Raw genomic sequence first — 25,493 nt, 5'->3', positions numbered from 1 at the left:
TCCATTATCGCATTCTCAGCCCAGCACATGTTGCCAGAGCGTCCTGACCTGTTGTCGTTCCGTATCGAAGCGGCCCGGGTCGATGCGCGCCTTCTCGGCACCCTGCAGGCGCATCCGGTGCTGCATGGCACGATAGGCCCGGTAGGCATCGGCCACACGCTGTGCCAGTTCGAGCGGGATCAGGCCGGCTTCGCCTGCCAGCCGCAGGAGCGTAATGTTGCCCAGGTTATCCAGCAGTTCGGGATGTATCCGGCTGTGCAGCAGGACGAGGTATTGCACGATGAATTCGATATCGACCATGCCACCGCTGTCGTGCTTGAGGTCGAACAGTTCGCTGCGATTGGGATGGCCTTCGTCGATCTTGACCCGCATGGCGCGGATTTCGTCGGCCAGACTGGCGGGATCGCGCGGCAGCAGCAGGATCTCGCGTCGGATCTGCTCGAAGCGGGCTCCCACGTCGGCGTCGCCGGCTGCGAAGCGTGCCCGGCTGAGTGCCTGGTGTTCCCAGACCCAGGCATGGTTGCGCTGATACTGCTCAAAGGCGTCCAGCGGCAGCGCCAGCAGGCCGGCATTGCCGTCGGGACGCAGGCGCAGGTCGATTTCGTAGAGCCGGCCGGAAGGGGTCATGGTCGAGAGCCACAGGCTGAGGCGCTGGCCGAGCTTGGCGTAGCGCTGGCCGGCCAGTTCATGCGCGTCGTCGTAGAGAAAGACCAGGTCCAGGTCGGAGGCGTAGCCCAATTCCTTGCCGCCCAGGCGGCCATAGGCGATCACGGCGAAATGGGGGGCTTCGGGGTAGGGCCAGTTGCGATAGAGGATTTCCTCCAGCAGCATGTCGGCCAGCGCCGAAAGCTGGTCGGCCAGTGCCTCGACGCTGAGCAGGCCTTCCAGGTCCTGGGCCAGCAACTGGAAGCTGATCTGGTGCTTGCTGTCGCGCAGCAGGTCCATCTGGTGCTCGACATCCGGCTGTCCGTCAGGCAGCCGGCAGGCATCGAGTCCGGCCCGCAGTTGCTGGCCAACCTGCGTCATGTCGATCGGTGCCATCAGGGAGTGCCAGTCGAGCAGGCCGTCGAGCAGCAGGGGGTATTGCATCAGGCTCTTGGCGGCCCAGGGGCTGGCCGACATCAGGCGGGCAATGCGTACCAGCGTACCCGGATATTCGGTCATCAGGGCCAGGTATACGCTGCGCTGGGCGATGTGTTCTACCAGGTCGAACAGACGTGTGAGCGCCTCCCAGGGGGCATCGGTCTGGGCGGCTGCCTGGACCAGCTCCGGCAGCAGGGCTTCCAGGCGGCGGCGGCTGGTTTCCGGCAGACGGCGGATGCGGGAACTGCCCAGCAGCGCTTCGGTGCGCTCGATGACGGCTTCTGCCTGGTCAGGAAAATGCGTCTGTATCAGGCTGGCCAGGTCGTTGTCGGTACGTGCCTTGTCAGCAGGCAGGCTGCTGTGTGCCGGCAGGCTCAGGCAAGGTGCCGGCTCGCCGGATTCCATGCCGGCCAGCCTGAAGACATCGCGAAAGGCGGTTTCGACCACCGTGCGATGCTGTCGCAGTGTGTGTTCGAAGTCATCGTGCGACAGGCCCAGCGCCTCGGCCAGGCGTGCCCGCTGGGCGGCTTCGGCCGGCAGCAGGTGGGTCTGTTCGTCTTCGCGATATTGCAGGGCATGTTCGGTGCGTCGCAGAAAGCGGTAGGCCTGTTCCAGCGCATCCGCCGTGTCGTGCTGCAACAGGCCGGCCTCGCGTTCGGCGTGCAGCGACTGCAGCAGGTTGCGGGTCTGCAAGGTGGGCATGCGTCCGCCGCGCACCAGTTGGAAAAGCTGGGCGATGAATTCGATCTCCCGGATGCCGCCGGCACCCAGCTTGACGTTGTCGCCGGTTTCCAGACCGCTGCGGCGCAGGGCACGCAGTTGCCAGTCCTGGCGGATGCGCTCGCGCAGGTCGCGCAATGCCGACAGGGCATCGAAATCGAAGTATTTGCGATACACGAAGGGGCGACGCAGGCTTTCGAGCTGTTGCTCCTGTACCTGGGGCTGACTGTCGTCAAACGCCTTGCAGGGCATCAGCCGGGCCTTGAGCCAGGCATAGCGCTCCCATTCACGGCCCTGGGTGACGAGATAGCGCTCGAGCGCGCCCAGGCTCCAGGCCAGTGGCCCCGAATCGCCATCCGGCCGCAGTCGCAGGTCGGTCCGGAACACATGGCCCCATGCCGTGTTTTCGGAGAGAATGGGCATCATGCGCCGCGTCAGCCGACCATAATATTCATGATGGCTGATGCGGCGAGGTCCGTCCGTTTCGCCTTCCTCGTCGTAGAGCATGATCAGGTCGATGTCGGACGAAACATTCAGCTCGCAGCCGCCCAGCTTGCCCATGCCGACGATCATCATTTCCTGGGGCAGGTTGCTGCCCGGCGCGCGTGGCATGCCGTGGGTCGGTCGCATTTCCTCGACCACCTGCCGGTAGGCGGCATTCACGGCAAGATCCGCCAGTGCCGTCATGGCACCGGTGACTTCCTCGAGAGAGGCCTGTCCTCCCAGGTCGCGTGCCATGATGGCTAGGAAAGTCTGCTCACGCAATCGCCGCAGCCAGACGGCGGCGTTTTCATGTGGCTGCTGCTGGCGCAGGGTGTCGTACCAGTCTGCCAGGCATGCCCCATCGATGGGTACATGCAGATGCGCGGTCAGCCAGTCCGCCAGTTCCGGACGCGCCTGCAGGCGACGATTGAAGTACCCGGACCAGGCGAGGGCGGGAGTGAGTTCGGCGGGCAGGCTGCTCATGAGGCGCTATGAAAGGAAAAGGATGTTCGCTGACTGTAGCAGTTTCGGCAGATGGGTGGCAGCCGTGGCTATGCTTTCAACTGTGCTCCGTAGCGGCGGAACATCATCGCGCACCACAGCAGTGCGGCCAATGCCAGTATGCCGCCGGCAATGCCGATATCGGCCAGCCCGCTGTGCTGGCTGACCTGGCCACCCAGCAGGGCACCCGCACCGATGCCGACGTTGAAAATGCCGGAAAAAATCGACATGGCCACGTCGGTGGCGTCCGGTGCCAGTGCCAGTACCTTGACCTGCATGCTCAGGGTGACGCAGAGGATGACCATGCCCCAGATCGCGCACAGCGCCAGCAATTGCAGAGGATGGTGTGCCAGCGGGTAGAGCAGCAGCAGGCAGGTGGCCAGCAGGGCGACGGATACCTGGGTGAACACGGCCGGATGCCTGCTGCTGTAGCGGCCGAACAGGACGCTGCCGATGATGCCGGCACCGCCGAACAGCAACAGCAGCAGCGTGGTGGTCTGGCTGTCGAGGGCGGCGACACGCTGGGCAAACGGTTCGATATAGCTGTAGGCCGTGAAGTGCGCAGTGACTACGACGGCAGTCAGCAGATAGAGACTCATCAGTGCCGGGCGTCGCATCAGTTCGGGCAGGCTCTGCAGTGTGCCGGCCCGCAGGCTTGGCAGGATGGGCAGCAGCCGTACCAGTGCGATCAGGACGATCAGGGCCAGCACCGCGATGCCCAGGAAGGTCATGCGCCAGCCCAGTGCCTCACCCAGCATCCGTCCGAGCGGGATGCCCAGCACCATGGCCAGCACGGTACCGGTCGCCAGGATGCTCAGGGCCTGAGTGCGCTTGCCCTCAGGAGCCAGCCGCACCGCCAGCGAGGCTGTGATCGACCAGAATACGGCGTGTGCCAGCGCAATGCCGATGCGGCTGGCGACCAGCATGGCAAAGCTGTTGGCGATGCCGGAGACGATATGGCTGGCAATGAACAGAAGGAAAATGCCGACCAGCAGTTTTCTGCGTTCCATCTTGCCGGTCAGCAGCATGAACGGCAGGGAGGCCAGGGCCACGACCCAGGCATAGATCGTCAGCATCCAGCCGACCTGGGCCACCGGCATGTCGAAACTGGTGGCGATATCGGTCAGCAGGGCCACCGGGACGAACTCGGTGGTGTTGAAAATGAAGGCGGCAAAGGCCAGCACGATGACTGGCAGCCATACGCGCATACGATCAGGCAGAGCGGGCATGCTGTGTCAGCTCACATGCTTTGAGTAGCTATTGCGTTCCATCTCGCTGATCTGGACGGTCAGCGAAATATCCTGCTGACCAAGTGCCAGCAAGGCATCCATGACATGGCGGGACAGGGCCGTGCGTTGTTCCAGGGTGCGACCGGACAACAGGCGGACTTCCACATGAATGAAATCCTGCTGTTGCTCGCCTGTCTGGTAATCCTCGAAGGCCAAAGCCCGCGTCTTGATGTCCTGTCCCTGGAAGAGGCCGGAGGCCAGGGCGCTTGCGTAGACAGTCTGGACAAGTTGCTCAGGGGGAACCCGGCTTGCAAGCGGACGGGCGTAATGAATAATGCAGTGGGGCATGGTATGCGTGAGAGGGAGGGCAAAGGAAAACATCATATCCCAGCATGGCGCAGTCGCATACGGTTGTTCGCATATGGAAATTTGTGTGAATTTTCCGGGCCTGGCGATGTTTTCAGGGTATAAGGAGACACCTCGGAATCGTTTCCATTCTGCCCGTTTTTTTGTGCCGATCCTGCTTAAATCCCTTCGCTGGCTGCTCGTGGCCGTGCTTGCCGTTTACCTGGCTCTGGCCGTGGCTATCCTGGTGCTGCGCTATTGGGTCCTGCCCGATATCGGACGCTGGAAGCCGCAAATCGAGCAGATGAGCAGTCGGGTACTGGGTGTGCCGCTGACCATCGAGAAGATCGAGGCCGACTGGCGGGGGCTGCATCCTCAATTGTCCTTGAGCGGTGTCCGGATTGCCGGGGCAGATAACGCCACGATGCTGGACATCCCGCAGGCTGATGCCGTTTTCGCCTGGCGCAGCGTTCTGGCGCTGTCGCCACGCCTGTTGAGCCTGCGTATCGAGCGGCCGGATATCCAGATCCGACGCCTGGCGGATGGGCGTCTGAGGGTGGCTGGTTTCACGCTGGAAGCTGACCGTCAGGATACGGGGCATTCGGGCCTGCCTGCGGGTTTGCAATGGTTGCTGGCACAGCGTGCCATGGTGATTGAGCAGGCCAGCATCGAATGGACTGATGAACAGGGCAAGCTGCCTGCCCTGCGTGTATCGCAGGCGACCTTTCAGGTCTACAACCGGGGTTTGAGACACCGTTTTGCCTTGCGTGCACAACCGCCGCAGGGCATGGGAAGCCTGCTGGATATCCGGGGCGACTTTACGCGCAGGCTGTTTGCATTCAACGAACATGATCCGGATAGCTGGAAAGGGACGCTCTACGCGAGTCTGAACGAGACGGATCTGGCCGAATGGCAGCCCTGGCTGACACTGCCGGTGAGCCAGGGTCGCGGGCAGGCGCAGGTCTGGCTGGATTTCGACGGCAGTCTGCCAACGCGCCTGACACTGGGGGCTGCGCTTCAGAACCTGGCCGGGGAGGTGGCGTCCGACCGTTTTGCGGCAGGCTTGCTGCAGTTCGAACTGGATGGTCGCCAGGGGACGCAGCAAGACACCGTCGAACAGAGCCGCAAGGATGGGCTGACCTTGATGCAGGCCATCGAGGCCCGCCTGTCTGGATATGACTGGCAGGCCAGGGTGCGAGCCAGCCAGGCAGACCTGCATCTGCCCGACGTTTTCGAGCATCCTGATTTGCACCTCAATCATGCCCAGGCAGCGCTGGCGTTGCAACGCACCGGCCAAGACTGGACTCTGACGGTCGAAGAGGCGGCGTTGCAGAACGCTGATGCGCACATTACCCTGCGCGGCAACTGGCGTTCCGGCTGGGGCGAGGCAGGCATGGCCGCTCTGCAGGGGCGTATCCTGCGCGCATCGATGCCGGCCATTCACCGTTATCTGCCGCTGACCGTCAATGCCGATGCCAGACTGTGGCTGCGGCAGGGGCTGTTGCAGGGCGAGATTCGCGAAGCTGATTTCGATGTGAGTGGTGACTTGGCCTATTTTCCCTTTCAGGAGCGTGCCGATGCCGGCGATTTCAATTTGAAAGGGCAGTTCCAGGATGCCGTAATCGACTACATGCCGGAACCTCAGGACGGTGCCCGCTGGCCGGCGTTGCACGATCTGCGCGGGACATTCGGTCTGGCGCGTGCGGCCCTGTCGTTGCAGGTGGAAGCCGGGCGCATGCCACTGGCTGGCGATGATATTGTCCTGGGGCCAGTCTCGGCCCGTATTCCGAACATGGAGCATCACGCTACGCTGCTGCTCGATGGCCAGACTGAAGGGGCCGCTGCGACCTATCTGGCACTGGTACGCAGCTCCCCGCTCAATCACATGACGGGCGAAGCGCTCTCGGAAGCGGTGGGTGCGGGGCGCTGGAAGCTGGGACTGGCTTTCGAAATGCCGTTGCTGCATTCGGTCGACACCACGGTCAAGGGTGAAATCGATCCGCAAGGGGGCAGCTTCCGCTATATGGATGATACGCCCGAGATGACGGCACTCTCGGGACGCGTGCTGTTTACCGAAACGGGCATTGCCATGGAACAGGTGGCTGGCCAGACGCTGGGCGGGCCTGTAAAAATCAGCGGCAAGCTTGGGCCTCGCGATCCCGGACTTCTGTTCGAGGGGCAGGCAAGCGCTGCGGGCCTGCGCGATTTCATGCCCATGCCCGCGCTCAAGCGGTTGAAAGGCGGGTTCGATTGGCAGGGCCGTATCCTGCAGCGTGGTGATGACTGGACGCTGTCATTGTCAAGCAGTCTGCAGGGACTGGAAGCCGACATGCCCGCACCGCTTGCGAAGACGGCACAGGAAGCATGGCCGCTGGAGGTGCGCTGGTCTACACCGAATGCCCCTGCCCAGAAAGCGGCAACGGCCAATCCGGATCTGCGCTGGCTGACCGTGCAGGCAGGTGACGATCTTCGCCTGGTTCTGGAGCGCAATGTGCGCACACCGGGGCCGACCTATTTCCGGCGCGGCATCATCAGCTTTGCGCGTCCGGCCGATCTGCCGGCCAGTGGCCTGGCACTGGCCGTCAAGGCTGCCCATGTGGATGTGGATGCCTGGGAGCAATGGCTGGACGAAACCACGCTGCCACCAGTGAAAGGATCGCCTCGGCAATCGCTGTGGCCCGTGCTGGATGCGGTGAGCGTCGAGACGCCCAGCATGCATCTCAGCGGCCTGAACCTGCAGGATGTCCAGGCCAGTGCCCGCATGCCGCAGCAAGGGGTCTGGGAGGCTCAGATCTCCTCGCGCCAGATGACCGGTACGGCCCACTGGAAGGAATCTGCCGGTGCCGTCTCGGGTGAGGTAGTGGCGCGCTTGCAGCGGTTGTCGCTGGAGCCCATGGAAGATGACGACAAGGAGAGCCTGAGCACCGAGTTTTCGGATCTGCCAGGGATCGATCTGCAGGTAGAGTCCTTCGCGCTGTGGGGGCGCGAACTGGGGGCGCTGCGGCTCAAGGGACGTAGTCTGCAGCGGCGGGCTGTGTGGCAACTCGATGAATTGCGTGTCTGGAACGAATCCGGCAGCCTGGATGCCAGCGGTGTCTGGCATCTGGCACAGGATGCCGATGGTGAGGACGCACGTGGTTTGACCGTGGATCTCAAGCTGGCGACCAGTGACCTGGGCGGCTGGCTGGACCACATGGGCTGGCCGGATCTGGTCGGCAGTGGCAAGGGTGTGATCGAAGGGCGGTTGCAGTGGCGTGACTTGCCCTGGCACTACGATCTCGACAAAATCGACGGCAAGCTGTCGATTGCCCTGGAACAAGGGCGTTTCATCGGCGTCAATTCCCGCAGCGCCCGTTTGCTGGCGCTGCTGTCGGTCCAGTCGATCACCCGCCTGGGCAAGGGCGAACCCCCCTCGCTGGGGGTGCTGCAGTCCGGATTTCCGTGGGATACGATCAAGGGACAGATCACGTTCGCCAATGGCCTGGGATTGACCGATGACCTGCGCGTGGCCGGGCCGGCCGCGACGATTCTGCTGGCCGGCAGCGCCAATCTGGTCGAACAGCAATGGGACCTGCAGGCCGTGGTGGCTCCGGTGCTGGACGTCAGTGGTGCGGCAGTGGCGACGGCACTGGCGGTCAATCCAGTGGTCGGCATCGGTGCCTTGCTGACACAGTGGCTCTTCAAGGATCCTCTGGCACGGGCCATGACCACGGAATATCGTGTGGATGGCAGTTGGGATGATCCTCGTATCGAAGAGGCCAAGTAGTCACGCTGCTCCTGGCTTCTTCATGGAAAGTCTTATGCGTTGGGCACGCGCCTTGTGCGGCGTGTTTCAGCCCGCGATCATGTCACGCCATATCCACCAGGCCAGCAGCAGCATGATGCCACCGGTGACGGCATCCAGCAGTCGCCACGCCCGGGGATGTGCAAATACCCCCTGCAGCCGCTTCCCTGCCAGTGCCAGCAGCAGGAACCAGACCAGACTGGCGCTGGCCGCACCCGTCACGAAGATCCATTTCAAGCCGCCTTCCTGGCGGGCACCGATCGAGCCGATCAGGATGACTGTATCGAGATAGACGTGCGGGTTGAGCAGGGTCAGGGCAGCCAGGGTGCCCAGTACACGCAGCAGACTGTGTTCGCTGCGGCCGGCTGTGACCAGCGCGGCATCACCGCCATAGAGCGCCCGTCGCCAGGCAAACAGGCCATATGCCACCAGGAAGCTGGCACCGCCTACGGCCATGTACCAGGTCAGTTCAGGGGCGTGGCTCAACAACTTTGCCATGCCGGCTACGCCCAGGCCGATGAGCAGGATATCGCTCACCACACACCACAGTACACAGGCACGCACATGGCTGCCTTTGACCACCTGGCGCAGCACATACAGGTTCTGTGCGCCCAGTGTGGCGATGAGGGTAAAGCAGACCGTAAAGCCGGCCAGCCAGGTAGAGGAAAGGGAAAGGGCAGAGGTCCACATGGCCGGCATTATGGATATTGTCGATATTTAAGTAAAATTAATTATCCTAAGTAATATTAAGAAAATCTGAATGTTGGACTACCACGGACTGGAAGCCCTTGCCGCTGTCGTGAGGGAGGGAAGTTTCGAGCATGCCGCTCGCCGGCTGCACATCACCCCTTCTGCCGTGTCGCAGCGTGTCAAGCAACTGGAAGAGGCCACAGGGCAGGTGCTGGTACAGCGGGGCAAGCCATGCGCGGGAACCGAGGCAGGCAGACGCCTCTGCCTGCACCTGGAGCAGGTGGCTCTGCTGGAAAACGAATTGCGTCGCAGCAACCCCGCACTCATGCCGGATACGGAAGCTCCCGCACCGTCGCTCAAGCTGGCGGTCAATGCAGATTCGCTGGCGACGTGGTTCATGACGGCCATGGAAGCATTCAGTGGCGCAGGCAACGAACTGCTGGACATCAGCATCGATGATGAAAACCATACTGCGCAGCGCCTGCGCGAAGGCGAGGTACTGGCTGCCGTGACGGCCAGCAGTGGCAGCATTGCCGGCTGCAACGTCATGCCGCTGGGTGAGATGCGATATGTGGCGGCGGCCAGCCCGGCCTATATGGCGCGTTATTGCGCTGACGGTGTGACCCAGGAAGCCATGTCGCGGGCGCCGGTGCTCGTATTCAGTCGCAAGGATCGCCTGCAGGATGGCTGGCTGGCGCATTACGGATTGGCCTCGCGGCGTCAGCCGCCACGGCATTTCATCCCTACGGTGTCGGGCTACGAGCGCGCATGCGAGGCGGGCATGGGCTGGGGGATGCATCCGACCGTGCTGATAGGACGACAACTGGCGGAAGGGACCCTGGTGCAGATGGCACCGGACATGCCGTTGCATGTGCCGCTGTACTGGGCATATCCACGCACGGCACAGATCAGTCTCGAGCGGCTGACGCGGTGCGTGATGCGTGCTGCGCGCGAATGGCTGCACGAATCAGGCCGGGTGGCCGAAGCAGAATGAAGGGGAGCAAGGAGGAGGGGGCCGGGGGCTGAATTGCCCCCCGGCTGAGACTACGCTGCATGGGCGCATGCAGGGCATGCATGCAGCAGAAGGCAGTCTTATTTCTTCTTCATCATGTCGAAGAATTCGGCATTGGTCTTGGTCGAGCGCATCTTGTCCATGATGAATTCCATGGCCTCGATTTCGTCCATGTCGTGGATGAACTTGCGCAGTACCCAAACCTTTTGCAGCAGGTCCGGTGCAATCAGCAGTTCTTCGCGACGGGTACCGGACTTGTTGAGGTTGATGGCCGGGTAGACACGCTTCTCGGCCAGGCGACGCTCAAGGTGGACTTCGGAGTTGCCGGTGCCCTTGAATTCTTCGTAGATCACTTCGTCCATGCGGCTGCCGGTTTCGATCAGGGCTGTACCGATGATGGTCAGCGAGCCGCCTTCCTCGATATTGCGCGCTGCGCCGAAAAAGCGCTTGGGACGCTGCAGGGCGTTGGCATCCACGCCGCCGGTCAGCACCTTGCCGGAGGCCGGTACCACGGTGTTGTAGGCGCGTGCCAGGCGGGTGATCGAATCCAGCAGGATGACCACGTCTTTCTTGAGTTCGACCAGGCGCTTGGCCTTCTCGATCACCATTTCGGCGACTTGCACGTGGCGGGTGGCCGGTTCGTCGAAGGTCGATGCCACCACTTCGCCGCGCACCGTGCGCTGCATTTCCGTGACTTCCTCGGGACGCTCATCGACCAGCAGCACGATCAGGTAGGCATCCGGATTGTTGGTGCTGATGGCATGCGCGATGTGTTGCATCATGACCGTTTTGCCCGACTTGGGGCTGGCGACGATCAGGGCACGCTGGCCGTGGCCCAGCGGTGCGAAGATGTCGAGGATGCGACCGGTGAAGTTTTCCTCGCTCTTGATGTCGCGCTCCAGCCGCATCGGGCGGTTGGGATGCAGCGGCGTCAGGTTCTCGAACATGATCCGGTGCTTGATGGCCTCGGGGGCCGCGCCGTTGACCTTGTCCACCTTGACCAGGGCGAAATAGCGCTCGCCATCCTTGGGCGTGCGGACTTCGCCTTCGATCGAGTCGCCGGTATGCAGGTTGAAGCGGCGGATCTGCGACGGCGAGATGTAGATGTCGTCGGTGCTGGCCAGATAGGAGGTTTCGGGCGAGCGCAGGAAGCCGAAGCCATCGGGCAGGACTTCGAGCACGCCGTCGCCGAAGATCTGCTCGCCTTGCTTGGCGCGGCGACGCATGATGGCGAACATCAGTTCCTGCTTGCGCAGGCGGTTGGCGTTTTCGATTTCCAGGCCTGCGGCCATTTCCAGCAACTGCGAAACGTGCAGCGCCTTCAATTCATTGAGGTGCATGAGAGAAGAGAGAAAAGAGAGAGTGATCTGTGCGGGAAAGTGTCGGCAGGCCGCGAGCGGGCCTGCGCAGACAGTGGTCGTGAGCCTTACAGGGCGCCGTCGAGGAACGCCTTGAGCTGCGACTTGGACAGCGCACCGACCTTGGTGGCGGCCAGTTCGCCGTTCTTGAACAGCAGCAGCGTCGGGATGCCGCGCACGCCGTATTTGACGGGAGCCTCGGGGTTTTCGTCGACGTTGAGCTTGGCGATGGTCAGGCGATCCTTGTACTCCTCGGACACTTCGTCGAGGATCGGGGCGATCATCTTGCAGGGGCCACACCAGGCAGCCCAGAAATCGACCAGGACGGGACCCTGGGCCTGCAGGACGTCTGCCTCGAAGCTGGCATCGCTGACGTGTTTGATCAATGTGCTCATAATGTTCTGTTTGTTGAGTCAGATACGTATGCTGCCCCATGAGCAGCAGGCGGAAAATGCGCCTGCCCTGTCGGGCCCGCCTGTCTGGCGGCGTCTGGAGCAAGGAATGTGTGTCCGAAAATGTACCGCATCGCATGCGGTGTACGGAGCCCGTACGGCAATCAGAATCGGCTGTACGAACTGCATTGTGCCACAAAATTCAGCCGGTTCGTTGCGCATTTTTGCCATCATGCCGCGTTGCCTCGGCAACTGTCCTTAAAATAGGGCGTTTCCGTCCACAGTTTTGGGGATCAGTTTGACGAGTCCATCGCGCTATACCGAAGAGTCGATCCAGGTGCTCAAGGGGCTGGAGCCTGTGCGGCAGCGTCCCGGCATGTATACCCGCACCGAGAATCCGCTGCATATCATCCAGGAAATCATCGACAACGCTGCCGACGAGGCGCTGGCCGGTCATGGCAAGCATATCCAGGTCACGCTGCAGGCTGATGGCGCGGTCGCGGTCGAGGACGATGGGCGCGGCATTCCGGTCGGGTTGCATCCCGAAGAAGGCGCGCCAGTGGTCGAACTGGTGTTCACCCGCCTGCATGCCGGCGGCAAGTTCGACAAGCATGCCGGCGAGGGGGCCTATGCCTTTTCGGGCGGGCTGCATGGCGTGGGCGTCTCCGTGACCAATGCGTTGTCGACCCGGCTGGATGTGACGGTATGGCGCGATGGCGGTGTGCATTGCATGGCCTTTGCCGGTGGCGAAGTGATACAGCCGCTGGCACCGGTCGAGGGTGCCAAGCGCAAGAAATCCGGTACCCGCGTGGTGGCTCGCCCCGATCCGCGTTATTTCGACAGCCCCAATATCCCGCTGGGCGAACTGATCCACCTGCTGCGCAGCAAGGCCGTGCTGCTGCCCGGCGTCAAGGTCTCGCTGAATGTCGAAAAAACCGGCGAAACCCATCGCTGGCACTACGAAAATGGCCTGCGCGGCTATCTTGAAGAAGCCCTGGCCGGTACCGATCTGCTGATCCCACTGTTCGAGGGGGCTCAATTTGCCGGCAAGCACGACGAGCAGTTCGCCCAGGGCGAAGGCGCGCAATGGGTCGTGGCCTGGTCGGAAGAGGGGGCGGCCGTTCGCGAATCCTATGTCAACCTGATCCCCACACCGGCAGGTGGCACGCACGAAGCAGGCTTGCGCGAAGGGCTGTTCGGCGCGGTCAAGGGATTCGTCGAGCTGCACAGTCTGTTGCCCAAAGGGGTCAAGCTGCTGCCCGAGGATGTATTCGCTCGTGCCAGTTTCGTGTTGTCGGCCAAGGTGCTGGACCCGCAGTTCCAGGGGCAGATCAAGGAGCGCCTGACCAGCCGTGACGCAGTGCGGCTGGTGGGCGGGTTCGTGCGCTCGGCACTGGATCTCTGGCTGCACAGCAATGTCGAGTACGGCAAAAAGCTGGCCGAACTGGCGATCCGGCAGGCTCAGGCGCGTACCCGCTCCAGCCAGAAGGTTGAAAAACGCAAGAGTTCGGGGGTGGCTGTGCTGCCCGGCAAGCTGACCGATTGTGAGTCCAGCGATCCGTCCCGTACCGAGATTTTTCTGGTCGAAGGCGACTCGGCCGGCGGTTCGGCCAAGATGGGCCGCGACAAGAATTTCCAGGCGGTATTGCCGTTGCGCGGCAAGGTGCTCAACGCCTGGGAGGTCGACCGTGATCGGCTGTTCGCCAATAACGAGATTCACGATATCTCGGTGGCCGTCGGCGTTGATCCGCATGGTCCCGACGATACGCCAGACCTGAGCGGCCTGCGCTACGGCAAGATCTGCATCCTGTCCGATGCCGACGTCGATGGCTCGCATATCCAGGTGTTGCTGCTGACGCTGTTTTGCCGGCATTTCCCGCGACTGGTCGAACTCGGCCATATCCACATTGCCCGCCCGCCGCTGTTTCGCGTGGACGTGCCAGCCCAGGGCAAGCGTCCGTCGCGCAAGCTGTACTGTCTGGACGCGCGTGAGTTGCAGATTGTCGAAGATAAGCTGCGCAAAGAAAACGTGCGCGATGGCAGTTGGAGCATCAGCCGCTTCAAGGGGCTGGGTGAAATGAGCGCCGAGCAGCTCTGGGAAACCACCATGAATCCCGATACGCGCCGCCTGCAGCCGGTTGGCTACGGCGCGCTCGACCGCAGCCAGACCCATGGCATGTTCACCATGCTGATGGGCAAGGGCGAGTCGGCCTCGCGCCGTGCCTGGCTCGAAAGCAAGGGCAACCTGGCCGAAGTCGATATCTGACCCCACCAAGACACACAAGAGACGCATGCATGACTGATACCTTGCAACCCGAGCTGTTCGAGCCGGCTTCCGGGCCGGACGACCGCATTACGCTGGGCCACTACGCCGAGCGCGCCTATCTCGATTACGCCGTGTCGGTGGTCAAGGGCCGTGCCCTGCCCGATGTGGGAGACGGCCAGAAGCCCGTACAACGGCGCATTCTGTACGCGATGGAACTGATGGGCCTGTCGGCAGGCAGCAAGCCCGTCAAGTCGGCCCGCGTGGTCGGCGACGTTCTGGGCAAATACCATCCACACGGTGACCAGGCCGCCTATGACGCACTGGTGCGCATGGCGCAGGATTTCGTGCTGCGTTATCCACTGATCGACGGTCAGGGCAATTTCGGCTCGCGCGATGGTGATAACGCGGCTGCCATGCGCTACACCGAGGCGCGCCTGACGCCGGTCGCCCGCTTGTTGCTGGATGAACTGGGCGAGGGTACGGTCGATTTCACGCCCAACTACGATGGCAGCCAGAAAGAGCCGGTGCAATTGCCGGCACGCCTGCCCATGGTGCTGCTCAACGGAGCCTCGGGGATCGCCGTCGGCATGGCGACCGAGGTGCCGCCGCACAACCTGCGTGAAGTGGCTACGGCCTGCGTGGCCCTGCTCAAGACGCCGGACCTGGACGATGCTGCATTGCAGGCACTGGTGCCGGGCCCGGATTTTGCCGGTGGTGGGCAAATCATCACATCACCTGAAGACATTGCCCACATCTACCGTACCGGGCGCGGCTCCCTCAAGGTGCGGGCCCGTTGGACTTTCGAGGAACTGGCACGTGGCCAGTGGCAACTGGTGGTGCAGGAGCTGCCGCCGGGTGCTTCCTGCCAGAAGGTGCTGGAAGAAATCGAGGAACTCACCAATCCCAAGATCAAGGCCGGCAAGAAAAGCCTGAGTCAGGATCAGCAGCAGACCAAGGCCAAGTTGCTGTCGCTGCTTGATACGGTACGCGATGAGTCGGGCAAGGATGCGGCCGTGCGACTGGTGTTCGAACCCAAGAGTTCGCGTATCGACCGTGACGAGTTCGTTAATGTACTGCTGGCCCAGACCAGCATGGAATCGAGTGCGCCGATCAACCTTGTGATGGTCGGCAACGATGGCCGGCCTTGCCAGAAAAGCCTGCGCGATATCCTCCAGGAATGGCTGGCATTCCGCAACCAGACCGTGACGCGGCGTTCACAGTATCGACTGGACAAGGTCACCGACCGTATTCATGTGCTGGAAGGGCGCATGGTGGTTTACCTCAATGTCGATGAGGTGATTGCCACCATTCGGGAGTCCGACGAACCGAAGGCGGCACTGATGCAGCGTTTCAACCTGAGCGAGCGGCAGGCCGAGGATATTCTCGAAATGCGGCTGCGCCAGTTGGCACGGCTGGAAGGCATCAAGATCGAGCAGGAGTTGTCCGAGCGTCGCGACGAAGCGCAGAAACTGCGCGAATTGCTCGACAGCCCGGCAGCCATGCGACGCCTGATGATCAAGGAGATAGAAGCCGATGCCAAGCAGTTTGGCGACGAGCGGCGGACCCTGATCGAAGTGGCCGAGCGTGCCGTGGTCGAGGTCAAGGTGGTGGACGAGCCGGTGACCGTGATCGTGTCCCAGAAAGGCTGGCTGCGTGCGCGTCACGGGCATGGCCACGACGCCGCGCAATTCGGTTTCAAGGCGGGGGATGCGCTGTATGGTGCCTTCGAGTGTCGTACTACGGATACGCTGATTGCTCTGGGGGACAATGGCCGGGCCTATTCGGTGCCGGTATCGGCGCTGCCTTCCGCGCGAGGTGACGGGGCACCGATCACCACACTGGCAGATGTCGAAGCAGGCTCGCGCATCCTGCATATGTTTGCCGGTGATCCGGCATCGCGCTGGCTGCTGGCTGTCGAGCAGGGGCTGGGGTTTCTGGCGCGGCTGGGCGACATGAGTGGACGCATGAAGGCCGGCAAGCAGTTTTTCAACCTCGAGAAGGGTGAGAAGCTGATGCGTCCGGCCCCGGTGCCTGCCGATGCCACGCATCTGGCACTGGTCTCGGCAAAAAATCGCCTGCTGGTGGTAGCGCTGGACGAGATCAAGGTGCTGGCCGGTGGTGGGCGCGGCACCATTCTGATGGGACTGGATGCCGGCGAGAAGCTCGGTCGTCTCATCGCCATCGGCGAGGCTGGCCTGCGTGCCAGCGGTCTGTATCGCAACCGGGCTACCGAGGATGTCCTGGCGGGCGAAGCGCTGGAGCCCTATATCGGCAAGCGGGCACGCAAGGGTCGGCTACTGGAGGTGCGGCCCAAGCAGCCGGAGCTGGCGGCCCTGTGGCCGGATGAGGCCGAGGCAGGCCAGGGAGGTGTGGCATGAAACTGAAGATGGCCAAGAATTCGCTGTTTGCGATCCTGCTGCGCAACCCCTGGTGGATCAGTGCCTGTGTGGCACTGGCCTTCGTGGGCGTCGCCTTTGCCGTGCTGCCGCCGGAATATGCCCCCGTGGGGGCCATCGGTGCCTTTCCGTTCGTCGTGATTGCCGCAATTGCCGGCTGGAAGCAGATGCGTGCGCCCCGTCCGGCACAGCTTGAGGCCGTGCGTGGCGAAGTGGCTGCCATGAACTGGAAAGCCTTTGCGGCGCGTCTTGAACAGTCCTGGCGCGCGGCCGGCTATCAGGTGGAGGTTTCGCGCCAGGAAGGCGCAGACTGGTTGCTGCGGATTGAAAACCGACGTATCGCCGTGTCTGCCCGGCGCTGGAAATCGGCGCATACCGGCCTCGAACCGCTGACCCGCCTGTTGCAGGCAGGCGAACAGCTTGAGGCCAACGAACGCTGGTATATCGCCCTGGGCCAACCCAGCGAGAGTGCCGCAGCCTATGCCGCCAGGCAGAACATCAGGCTGATCGATGAGATAGGGTTGACACGAATTTTTAGTGCAAATATCATTTGAGCTGAAATTAATTATGCAGCCACCTCAATCGAAACCTGCCGCCATGCCCGACACCACTGGTATGCCCCTGCAAAACTATGACGTCCGCATCCTGCGAGCCTTGCGCCGCATCACGCGGTCAGTGGCGCTGTATTCGCGCCAGTTGTCGGCCTGCAGCCATATCACGGCACCGCAACTGGTCTGCCTGCGTGCGCTGGTTGCGGCCGAGCATCCGCTCACGGCCACGGCCATCAGCAAGGAAATCCATGTCAGTCCCAGCACGGTGGTTGGCATCCTTGACCGCCTTGAAGACAAGGGGCTGGTCCGGCGTGAACGTGGTCGCGAAGATCGCCGCATCGTCTTTGTCAGCGTGACAGAGGCTGGCCGCACGCTGGCGGCAGAGGCACCGTCGCCCTTGCAGAAAAAGCTGGCCGATGCGCTCAATGCACTGCCGGAACTGGAGCAGGCCACGATTACGCTGTCGCTGGAGCGGATCGTCGACCTGATGGATCCCGAGTCTGTGGCCAGTGGTGATGCCGGCCATGCCGCCGGCTCTCCCATTCTCGAGGTGCCGACCGATGGGACGGCACCCGAGTCCGGATTGGTGGTATGACGGGGGACGGCCCGATTCTCCGTTCTCCCAGGCGCGCCGATGGCGCGGCTATCCATCGCCTGGTGGCTGATTGTCCGCCGCTGGATCTCAATTCGACCTACGCCTATCTGCTGCTGTGCGAGCATTTTGCTGCGACCTGCGTGGTGGCAGAGGATGCGCAGGGCCTGGCCGGTTTCATTTCGGCCTATCTGCCGCCCGACCGGCCCGATACGCTGTTCATCTGGCAGGTTGCAGTGCATGAGCGCACGCGTGGCACGGGCTTGGGTGGGCAAATGCTGCTGCATCTCCTGGCGCGTCCCGGATTGCGGGTGCAGGCGCTGGAAACCACCGTGTCGCCCGACAATCGGGCGTCACGTCGCATGTTTGAAAAACTGGCCGCAGCACAGGGTGCTGCGTTGACCGAACAGGTGTTGTTCCGTGCCGCCGACTTCGGCGGTGACTTTCATGAAGAGGAGTGCTTATTGCGCATCGGCCCGTTCTGATGCGTACCAGTTCCAGATAGACGCAAGGAGGAAATCATGGACTTGAAAATATTCGACCGGATGGAGTCGGAGGTCAGAGGCTACATCCGGTCCTTTCCAGTCATTTTCAGTCAGGCGCGGGGTTCCCTGCTGATCGATGAAGAAAAAAATGAATACATCGATTTTTTCAGTGGCGCGGGAACCCTGAACTATGGACACAATAATCCCATTTTCAAGGAAAAACTTCTTGAATACCTCGCTTCGGACGGGGTGGTGCACGGGCTGGACATGGCAACCAGCGCCAAGAAGCATTTCCTTGAAACGGTAGACAGGGTACTGCTCAAGCCACGCAACTGGCGCTATACCCTGCAGTTCACCGGACCCACCGGCACCAATGCGGTCGAGGCGGCGCTCAAGCTGGCTCGACAGGTCAAGGGCCGTCCTGGCATCGTGTCCTTCACACACGGCTTCCATGGCGTCAGCGCCGGTTCGCTGGCGGCAACGGCCAATGCCAAGTTCCGGCGGGCTGCCGGTGTCGCGCTCGACAATACCGTGTTCATGCCCTATGACGGCTATTTCGGCCCTGATGTCGATACCATCAGCTATCTGGAACGCATGCTGGAAGATCCCTCCAGCGGGCTGGATCATCCGGCTGCCGTGATCGTCGAGACCGTACAGGGCGAGGGCGGCATCAATGTGGCGACACTGCGCTGGCTCAAGGAACTGGAGCGGGTCTGCCGACGTCATGACATGCTGCTCATCATCGACGATATCCAGGTCGGTTGCGGTCGGACCGGCAGTTTTTTCAGCTTCGAGGCAGCCGGGATCCGGCCCGACATTATTACCCTGTCCAAGTCGCTGTCGGGGTTTGGCCTGCCGATGTCGCTGGTGCTCTTCAAGCCGGAACTCGATGTCTGGAAGCCCGGTGCGCACAGCGGCACGTTCCGGGGCAACAATCTGGCATTCGTCACGGCGACCGAGGCACTGCGCCAATATTGGGCAGACGATCTGTTCACGGCAGAAATCCAGGTCAAGGAGCGCCATGTACGTGACTGGCTGGAAAATGTCGTGCACAGCTATCCCGAGGCAGGGCTGGTGGCACGCGGTCGCGGGCTGATTCAGGGGCTGGTCTGCCAGAGCCAGCCGGGACTGGCCAACCGTATTGCCGCCAAGGCATTCAGCCATGGCGTGGTGATCGAAACCTCCGGAGCCGAAGACGAGGTGCTCAAGCTGCTGCCTGCCCTTACCATCGAGTCCGAACTGCTGACTCGCGGGCTTGAGATCATCGAGCGCAGTGTGGCTGAGGCGCTGGCCGAACAGCAGGTATCCGGAAAGGTGCTCAAGTTCGCGGGAGGCAAGCGATGATCGTCAAGCATATCGATGACATTACCGGCACAGCCGACGAAATCCGGGCCGACAACTGGGTCAGCAAGCGCGTGCTGCTGGGCAAGGACGGCATGGGCTTCTCGTTTCACGAGACCACCATATTCCCGGGTACCGAAACGCACATCCACTATCAGAACCACCTCGAGGCGGTCTGGTGCATAGAAGGCGATGGCGAGATCGAAACCATTGCCGATGGCCGCAAGTATGCGCTGGGGCCGGGCGTGGTCTATGCACTTGACCAGCATGACGAACATTGGCTGCGCGGGGGGAAGCAGCCGCTGCGCGTCATCTGCGTTTTCAATCCGCCGCTGACAGGGCGTGAAACGCACGATGCGCAGGGGGTCTACCCGTTGCTGACGGAGGAGGCATCATCATGATACTTGCTGCCACCGACCCCTACGCCTCCCGGACCGAACGCGATTCGGCCATTGTCATGCGCCAGGAGCCGGTCGTCCACGGTGACGGGCATTATGTCGATGTACTGGCCGAGGCGCAATTGCAGGCCTACGAGCAGGACGGTTTCCTGGTGCTGGATGGCCTGTTCGAAAGCCGGGAGGTGGATGGCTGGCTGGCCGAAATCGAACGCCTGATGCATGCGCCGGACATCCGGGCACGCGAAGAAGCCATTCGCGAGAAAGGTAGCGATGCCGTGCGGTCGATTTTCCGTGTGCATGCCCTCAGTCCGATGCTGGCCAGGGTCATGCGCGATCCGCGTGTGACCGATATCGCCCGGCAATTGCTGGGGTCCGAAGTCTATATCCACCAGTCGCGCGCCAATCTCAAGCCAGGCTTCAAGGGCAAGGAGTTCTACTGGCATTCGGACTTCGAGACCTGGCACATCGAAGACGGCATGCCGGCCATGCGTGCTGTCAGTTGCTCCATTCTGCTGACCGAAAATACGGCCTGCAATGGTCCGCTGATGCTGATTCCAGGCTCGCACCGGCAATTCGTGTCATGCGTGGGACGGACCCCCGATGCGCATTACAAGGATTCACTGCGGCGTCAGGAATACGGCGTGCCGGATCCGATCAGCCTGCAACTGCTGGCGGAGCAGGGGGGCATCAGGGCCGTCACCGGCCGGCCGGGCACGGTGGTGTTCTTCGATTGCAATACCATGCATGCTTCGGCCGGCAACCTGTCTCCCTGGCCGCGTGCCAACCTCTTCACGGTCTATAACAGTGTCGAGAACCGGCTGGCCACACCTCGCTATGGGTTGGCACCACGTCCCGAGCACGTGGCTACGCGCGAGACGTTCGAGCCACTGTAAGTCAGGCTTGGCGACACGGTAGCATGTCCTGTCCAGGCAGGGGAATGCGGCCGTGTGTCCGTTCCGGCGCAGCTGCCGGGACGGATTTATAATGCCCGCAATATTGTGCTGGGTCATGTGAGATATATGAGTTTTCAAGTAGCAGTGCAGCCTTCCGGGCATGTCTTTGCCGTTGCCGCAGGCCAGACGGTTCTCGATGGAGCTCTGGCTGCCGGTCTGGTGATTCCCTATGGCTGTCGTACCGGCGGCTGTTCGAGCTGCAAAGGGCGCGTGCTGGCCGGCGAGTACGATGCCGGTCCTGCGCCTGCACAGACGCTGACGGTCGATGAACTGGGGGCTGGCTACACCCTGTTCTGCCAGGCCAAGCCGCTGTCCGACATGCAGATCGAGGTGAGCGAGGTCAGGCTGGCGACAGATATCCAGATCCGCAAATTGCCGGTACGGGTGATCCAGCGGGAGCCGCTGGCCGCCGATGTCATGCGCCTGACGCTGCAGCTACCGGCCGGCGATCCGTTCCGCTTCCATGCGGGCCAGTACGTCGACGTGATCTTGCGTGATGGCAGCCGCCGCAGCTATTCGATGGCGCGTGCGCCGCATGTGGATGGCCCGCTCGAACTGCATATCCGGCACATGCCGGGGGGGCTGTTTACGGACCATGTGTTCGGTGCCGGGGCGACCCAGATGAAGGATCGCGAGATCCTGCGCCTGGAAGGACCTTTCGGATCGTTTCACCTGCGCGAGGAAAGCCAGCGCCCCGTCGTGCTGCTGGCCAGCGGCACCGGATTTGCGCCGGTCAAGGCCATGGTAGAGCATATGATCCATGTCGGCATTTCGCGCCCGGTTGTCCTGTACTGGGGCGGACGACGTCCGTCCGACCTGTATCAGGATGCACTGGCGCGTGAATGGGAGCAGGTCCTGCCGGGCTTTCGCTATGTGCCGGTGGTCTCCAATGCGCAGCCCGAAGACGGCTGGCAGGGGCGTACGGGCTTCGTGCATCAGGCGATCATGCAGGATATGCCCGACCTGTCCGGCAGCGAGGTCTATGCCTGTGGTGCGCCGGCCATGGTGGACGCAGCTCGCCGCGATTTCGTGGCCCAATGTGGGTTGCCGTCCGACGCATTTTATGCAGACGCTTTTACCTCCTTGGCAGACACCGCCGTGCAGGCAGGTTAAACTTTGCCAGCGCGTCTTGTTCGAGAGGAATCGCACACATGAAAGTCGCAGTATTGGGTAGTGGGATCATCGGCGTATCGACTGCCTGGTGGCTCCGCCAGGCCGGTCATGACGTAGTGGTCGTGGATCGCAGCCATGGTCCGGCTCAGGAAACCAGTTTTGCCAATGGCTCGCAGATCTCGGTATCGTATGCCGAGCCCTGGGCCAATCCACAGGCACCTCTCAAACTGCTCAAGTGGATGCTGCGCGACGATGCGCCCCTGTTGTTCCGTCCCCAGCTCGACTGGCGGCAATGGCAATGGGGGTTGGCTTTCATGCGCGAGTGTCTGCCTGGACGTCTCAATCGCAACATCCGTGCCATGGTCAGAATGGCAGAGTACAGCCGCAGCACGCTGCAGCAGATGCGGTCGGCTCTGGGGATCGAATACGATCACCTGGAGCGCGGGATTCTCAATTTCTATACCACCCACGAAGAATTCGATGCTTCGCAGAAATCCGCCAGTGTGATGCGCGATTTCGGTGTCGACAGGCGTATCGTGTCCGCTGACGAGGTCATCTCGATCGAGCCGGCGCTGGCCCCCAATCGTAGCCGTATCGTTGGTGGCGACTATACCGCCGAAGATGAGAGCGGTGACGTGCATCTGTTTACCGTGGCACTGGCCCGCAAGGCCGAGCAGGCAGGCGTGCAGTTTCTTTACGATACGCAGGTCACGCGTTTGCTGCCCGAAGCTGGTCGTATTGCAGGGGCGGAATTGATCGACGCCGAAGGGGCCTACCGCACACTGCAGGCAGATGCCTTCGTGGCGGCATTGGGCAGCCATACGCCAGCTTTGGTGCGTCCTCTGGGTGTGCCCTGCATGGTCTATCCGACCAAGGGCTATTCGGCGACTTTCCGTGTCATCAACCCGGAGCAGGCACCCACGGTCAGCTTGACAGACAGTGCTCACAAGGTCGTCTATTCGCGGTTGGGTGATCGCTTGCGCATGGCAGGTACGGCCGAACTGGCAGGCTATAGCCGCACGCTCAACACGGCGCGCTGCGAGTCCATGAAGCAACTGGCCCGCGAGTATTTTCCACAGGCGCTTGATTTTGACGACGTCAGTTTCTGGACCGGCCTGCGCCCGTCCACGCCGTCCAATATCCCGCTCATCGGGCGTACGCGCATCAACAATCTGTACCTGAATACCGGTCACGGTACGTTGGGCTGGACCATGGGCGTTGGATCGGGGCGTGCACTGGCGGATCTTGTCAGTGGCCGACAGCCCGAGCCCGAATTTCCTTTCCTGGGTGGCTGAGTACAGCTATCCGTTCTTGCGTCATCAACGTCTCTCAGGCGTCATACATGAATAATCATTCCAAATTCCATCGTCTGCCGCATGCGGCTCGTCTATGGCGGCAGATCAGCGTGGCATGTGCCGGGCTGTTCAGTTGCGCAGTGGTACAGGCTGCGCCCGTGGATATCCAGGTCTGGCATTCGCTCTCCAATGCCAATCGTGCCGAGTTCGAAGAACTGGTCAAGCAGTACAACAAGGAACAGGATAACGTTCACGTCAGCCTCAAGGGCTTCGAGACGCAGGCCGCATTGCAGGGTGAGGCTGGGGCAGCGGTGGCGGCCAAGCAGGCTCCTAACCTGATCCAGCTCGATGACGAACATTCCCCCGAGGTCACTGCCCAGCATCGCGCCATCCTGCCGTTGCATACACTGTTGTCGCGCAATCCTCTGCCTGACAGCGACTGGTTCCTGTCGCAAACGGCCGGATTCACCCGTGACCGTCAGGGGCGCCTGCTGGCCTTTCCCTGGATGGCCGAAGTGCCGCTCATGTTCTACAACCGTGATCTGTTCGTCAAGGCTGGCCTGGATCCCAACGCCCCGGCCCGGACCTGGTCTGAATTGCAGGCCCAGTTGCTGGCCCTGCGCGACAGCGGCGTGATGTGTCCATATGCCACCAGCAAGCAAGTTTCGGTACACCTTGAGAATCTTGCGCCAGTCAACAATCAGCTCTACTCGGCCAACAACAATGGCTTTGGCAACGGTGTGCCTGCGTTGCAGTTCAATGTGTTGTACGCCCGCCATCTGGCCCTGATGTCGAGCTGGACCAAGTCGATGCTGCTGACGATGCATTCCAACGATCAGCAGCCGGATGATCTTTTTGCCAGTGGTCAGTGCGGTGTGCTGACCAGCGGTTCCGGTGCTGTCGGTGCCTTCCTGGCTGCGCCAGGGCTGTCCTTTGGCGTGGCTCCGCTGCCTTATTATCCGCAGGCCACCCGCACGCCCGGTGCTCCGTTTGTCAGTGGTTCGGCGTTCTGGGCCGTGGCCGGTCATGGTCGCGATCAGGAACGCGCCGTCGTCGATTTCCTGGGCTGGCTGGCCAAGCCCGTCAACGCTGCCCGCTGGCATCAGCAAACCGGCTTTTTGCCTCTGACCGATGCTGCATTCCGGGCTTCCGATGTGTCGTACTACGATCGTATCCCGGGTGCGCAAAGCGTGGTGAACAGTCTGAGTGGGCGTGGTGCCCAGGTCAGCCGCAGCTTCCGCCTGCCGCACTATGCGCAGGCCCGGGTGCTGCTGGATCGAGAACTCAACGCTGCGTTGCAGGATGGCGTGCCGCCCTCGCTGGCATTGAGCCAGGCTGCCTCGCAGGCCAACTCGGTGATGCAGCGCCGTTGAGTGCTGGGTTTGTCGTGAGTTGACAGATGAACCGCCGCGTTTGCGGCGGTTTTTATTTCAGTCGCATATGCAACAGCGGAAATGGTTGTCCCTGTCCATCGAGAGGTGATCGCCCCACGATTTCAAACCCCTGATGCTGATAAAACCCCACGGCATCAGGGTTCTGTTCATTGACATCCAGCTCTACAGCTTTCATGTGATGGATCGCATATTGCAGCAACTGCTTGCCGATGCCTTTGCCCTGTGCCTGTGGCGCGATGAACAGCATTTCAATCTTCGCGTTGGCAACTCCTACGAAACCGAGAATCGCGTGATGCTCGTCCCTGAAGGCGTGTAGTTCGACATGAATGAGATAGTGGTTGCGGATGCGGGGGCGGAGCCAGACGATGTCAGTTTCTTTGAGGAAGGTATGGGTTGCTCTGACGGAGGCCTCCCATAGCCCTGTGAGCGTATCGAAATCGTGTTCCTGCACTGCGCCGATGTTGCCTTTCATGATGAGATCCTGCCTGCTATAGGGGATGGTTTAGGCAGCCTTTGCTGCATCATATTCAATCCGCCGTCGACAGATACGTACTTTCCTTGATTTCTTCCATCACGATGCTGCTGCGGGATTCGGCCGCTGCGGGCAGGCGCTTGAGGATGTCGCCCAGCAACTGGCGGTAGTCGCTCATGGCGTGCAGCCGTGCCTTGACCAGATAGTCGAAGTCTCCCGATACCAGATGGCACTCCATGACTTCCGGCACGTCGCGCAGTGCCTCGCGGACCTTGTCGAAGACGTTGCCGGACTTGGCCGAAAGCTTGATCTCCAGGAAGACCAGCAGGGATTTTTCCAGAGCAAGCGGATTGACCCGGGCATGGTAGCCGGTGATCACGTTTTCCCGCTCCAGGCGCTTGACCCGTTCGGCACAGGGTGTGGCTGAAAGATTGACCTTGTCGGCCAGTTCGGTGATGGAAATACGTCCCTGGCGCTGCAGGATATCGAGGATTTTGCGGTCGGTGCGATCGAGTTGGCGCATTTCACTTGTATCCAGGATGAGTGTGGCATTATGGTAGTGGAACTGTCTGTATCCAGTCAAAAAAACAGTGATTGACACTGCTCTGAATGGGCTAGACTTTCGATTTTCCCGTTACTC

Annotated in this window: 21 protein-coding genes; 13 read left to right on the top strand and 8 right to left on the bottom strand. The window is 61.8% G+C overall.

Translation table 11 applies throughout. From position 1 onward, the window contains the following. Nucleotides 1-15: 15 nt before the first annotated feature. The 3 genes from glnE to DD235_RS09195 all read right to left on the bottom strand — a co-directional run bounded on the left by glnE (nt 16) and on the right by DD235_RS09195 (nt 4,364). Complete coding sequence (glnE, locus tag DD235_RS09205) at nt 16-2,769, bottom strand: bifunctional [glutamate--ammonia ligase]-adenylyl-L-tyrosine phosphorylase/[glutamate--ammonia-ligase] adenylyltransferase (RefSeq protein WP_109061771.1); 2,754 nt, start codon at nt 2,767-2,769, stop codon at nt 16-18. 68 nt (nt 2,770-2,837) lie between these two features. Then, on the bottom strand, nt 2,838-4,016 hold the full coding sequence (locus tag DD235_RS09200) for a sugar transporter (protein WP_109061770.1): 1,179 nt from the start codon (nt 4,014-4,016) through the stop codon (nt 2,838-2,840). A gap of 6 nt (nt 4,017-4,022) precedes the next feature. Then, nucleotides 4,023-4,364 (bottom strand): 5-carboxymethyl-2-hydroxymuconate Delta-isomerase, encoded by a 342-nt coding sequence (locus DD235_RS09195; protein ID WP_109061957.1) that lies wholly within the window; start codon nt 4,362-4,364, stop codon nt 4,023-4,025. Between DD235_RS09195 and DD235_RS09190 the strand changes: the two genes are divergently transcribed. Continuing rightward, nucleotides 4,351-8,127: a YhdP family protein gene (locus tag DD235_RS09190; protein WP_109061769.1), complete on the top strand. Its 3,777-nt coding sequence runs from the start codon at nt 4,351-4,353 to the stop codon at nt 8,125-8,127. The two genes, DD235_RS09195 and DD235_RS09190, sit on opposite strands and share 14 nt — an antisense overlap. A gap of 66 nt (nt 8,128-8,193) precedes the next feature. Here DD235_RS09190 and DD235_RS09185 read toward each other — a convergent pair whose 3' ends face one another. Further along, on the bottom strand, nt 8,194-8,835 hold the full coding sequence (locus DD235_RS09185; protein WP_109061956.1) for a LysE/ArgO family amino acid transporter: 642 nt from the start codon (nt 8,833-8,835) through the stop codon (nt 8,194-8,196). 70 nt (nt 8,836-8,905) lie between these two features. Between DD235_RS09185 and DD235_RS09180 the strand changes: the two genes are divergently transcribed. Further along, nucleotides 8,906-9,829, top strand: a complete 924-nt coding sequence (locus tag DD235_RS09180) for an HTH-type transcriptional regulator ArgP (RefSeq protein ID WP_109061768.1) — start codon at nt 8,906-8,908, stop codon at nt 9,827-9,829. Between the two features lie 98 nt (nt 9,830-9,927). On the opposite strand, the gene rho is transcribed toward DD235_RS09180, so the two are convergent. Together rho and trxA are read right to left on the bottom strand one after the other, a co-directional pair. After that, nucleotides 9,928-11,187 carry a transcription termination factor Rho gene (rho, locus tag DD235_RS09175; protein ID WP_109061767.1) on the bottom strand — a complete coding sequence of 420 codons (1,260 nt, stop codon included), beginning with the start codon at nt 11,185-11,187 and terminating at the stop codon, nt 9,928-9,930. Between the two features lie 86 nt (nt 11,188-11,273). Then, nucleotides 11,274-11,600 (bottom strand): thioredoxin TrxA, encoded by a 327-nt coding sequence (gene trxA, locus DD235_RS09170; protein ID WP_109061766.1) that lies wholly within the window; start codon nt 11,598-11,600, stop codon nt 11,274-11,276. A gap of 289 nt (nt 11,601-11,889) precedes the next feature. On the opposite strand from trxA, the gene DD235_RS09165 reads away from it, so the two are divergent. From DD235_RS09165 to DD235_RS09115, 11 genes are all read left to right on the top strand, one after another. Beyond that, nucleotides 11,890-13,863 carry a DNA topoisomerase IV subunit B gene (locus tag DD235_RS09165; RefSeq protein WP_420810460.1) on the top strand — a complete coding sequence of 658 codons (1,974 nt, stop codon included), beginning with the start codon at nt 11,890-11,892 and terminating at the stop codon, nt 13,861-13,863. 29 nt (nt 13,864-13,892) lie between these two features. Further along, the gene (gene parC / locus DD235_RS09160; RefSeq protein ID WP_109061765.1) at nt 13,893-16,241 is read left to right on the top strand and encodes a DNA topoisomerase IV subunit A; all 2,349 of its coding nucleotides are present in this window, start codon (nt 13,893-13,895) and stop codon (nt 16,239-16,241) included. After that, nucleotides 16,238-16,813, top strand: coding sequence for a restriction endonuclease (locus DD235_RS09155; protein ID WP_109061764.1), 576 nt, complete (start codon nt 16,238-16,240; stop codon nt 16,811-16,813). The genes parC and DD235_RS09155 overlap by 4 nt, the downstream gene beginning before the upstream one ends. 43 nt (nt 16,814-16,856) lie before the next feature. Then, the gene (locus tag DD235_RS09150) at nt 16,857-17,405 is read left to right on the top strand and encodes a MarR family winged helix-turn-helix transcriptional regulator (RefSeq protein WP_109061763.1); all 549 of its coding nucleotides are present in this window, start codon (nt 16,857-16,859) and stop codon (nt 17,403-17,405) included. Then, nucleotides 17,402-17,887 (top strand): diaminobutyrate acetyltransferase, encoded by a 486-nt coding sequence (gene ectA, locus DD235_RS09145; RefSeq protein ID WP_109061762.1) that lies wholly within the window; start codon nt 17,402-17,404, stop codon nt 17,885-17,887. Before DD235_RS09150 ends, ectA begins: the two co-directional genes overlap by 4 nt. Before the next feature lie 36 nt (nt 17,888-17,923). Continuing rightward, the gene (gene ectB / locus DD235_RS09140) at nt 17,924-19,231 is read left to right on the top strand and encodes a diaminobutyrate--2-oxoglutarate transaminase (protein ID WP_109061761.1); all 1,308 of its coding nucleotides are present in this window, start codon (nt 17,924-17,926) and stop codon (nt 19,229-19,231) included. After that, entirely contained in the window at nt 19,228-19,629 is a 402-nt protein-coding gene (locus tag DD235_RS09135; protein ID WP_109061760.1) for an ectoine synthase, read from the top strand. The genes ectB and DD235_RS09135 overlap by 4 nt, the downstream gene beginning before the upstream one ends. Beyond that, nucleotides 19,626-20,519 (top strand): ectoine hydroxylase, encoded by an 894-nt coding sequence (gene thpD, locus DD235_RS09130; RefSeq protein WP_109061759.1) that lies wholly within the window; start codon nt 19,626-19,628, stop codon nt 20,517-20,519. Before DD235_RS09135 ends, thpD begins: the two co-directional genes overlap by 4 nt. 126 nt (nt 20,520-20,645) lie before the next feature. Further along, the gene (locus tag DD235_RS09125; RefSeq protein ID WP_109061954.1) at nt 20,646-21,692 is read left to right on the top strand and encodes a CDP-6-deoxy-delta-3,4-glucoseen reductase; all 1,047 of its coding nucleotides are present in this window, start codon (nt 20,646-20,648) and stop codon (nt 21,690-21,692) included. 38 nt (nt 21,693-21,730) lie between these two features. Next, entirely contained in the window at nt 21,731-22,987 is a 1,257-nt protein-coding gene (locus tag DD235_RS09120; protein ID WP_109061758.1) for a D-amino acid dehydrogenase, read from the top strand. Nucleotides 22,988-23,034: 47 nt separating this feature from the next. Next, entirely contained in the window at nt 23,035-24,360 is a 1,326-nt protein-coding gene (locus DD235_RS09115) for an extracellular solute-binding protein (RefSeq protein WP_109061757.1), read from the top strand. Between the two features lie 52 nt (nt 24,361-24,412). Here the strand turns inward: DD235_RS09115 and DD235_RS09110 are convergent, their stop codons facing one another. Continuing rightward, nucleotides 24,413-24,853, bottom strand: coding sequence for a GNAT family N-acetyltransferase (locus tag DD235_RS09110; RefSeq protein ID WP_109061756.1), 441 nt, complete (start codon nt 24,851-24,853; stop codon nt 24,413-24,415). A 55-nt stretch (nt 24,854-24,908) separates the two neighbouring features. Next, entirely contained in the window at nt 24,909-25,376 is a 468-nt protein-coding gene (locus DD235_RS09105; RefSeq protein ID WP_109061755.1) for an Lrp/AsnC ligand binding domain-containing protein, read from the bottom strand. Nucleotides 25,377-25,493 lie beyond the last annotated feature (117 nt).

It is taken from the genome of Corticimicrobacter populi (assembly GCF_003123725.1).
GTDB classification, from domain to species: domain Bacteria; phylum Pseudomonadota; class Gammaproteobacteria; order Burkholderiales; family Burkholderiaceae_B; genus Corticimicrobacter; species Corticimicrobacter populi.
Note: the sequence above shows the minus strand (reverse complement) of the source record. Positions and strands in the feature narration are given on the sequence as shown.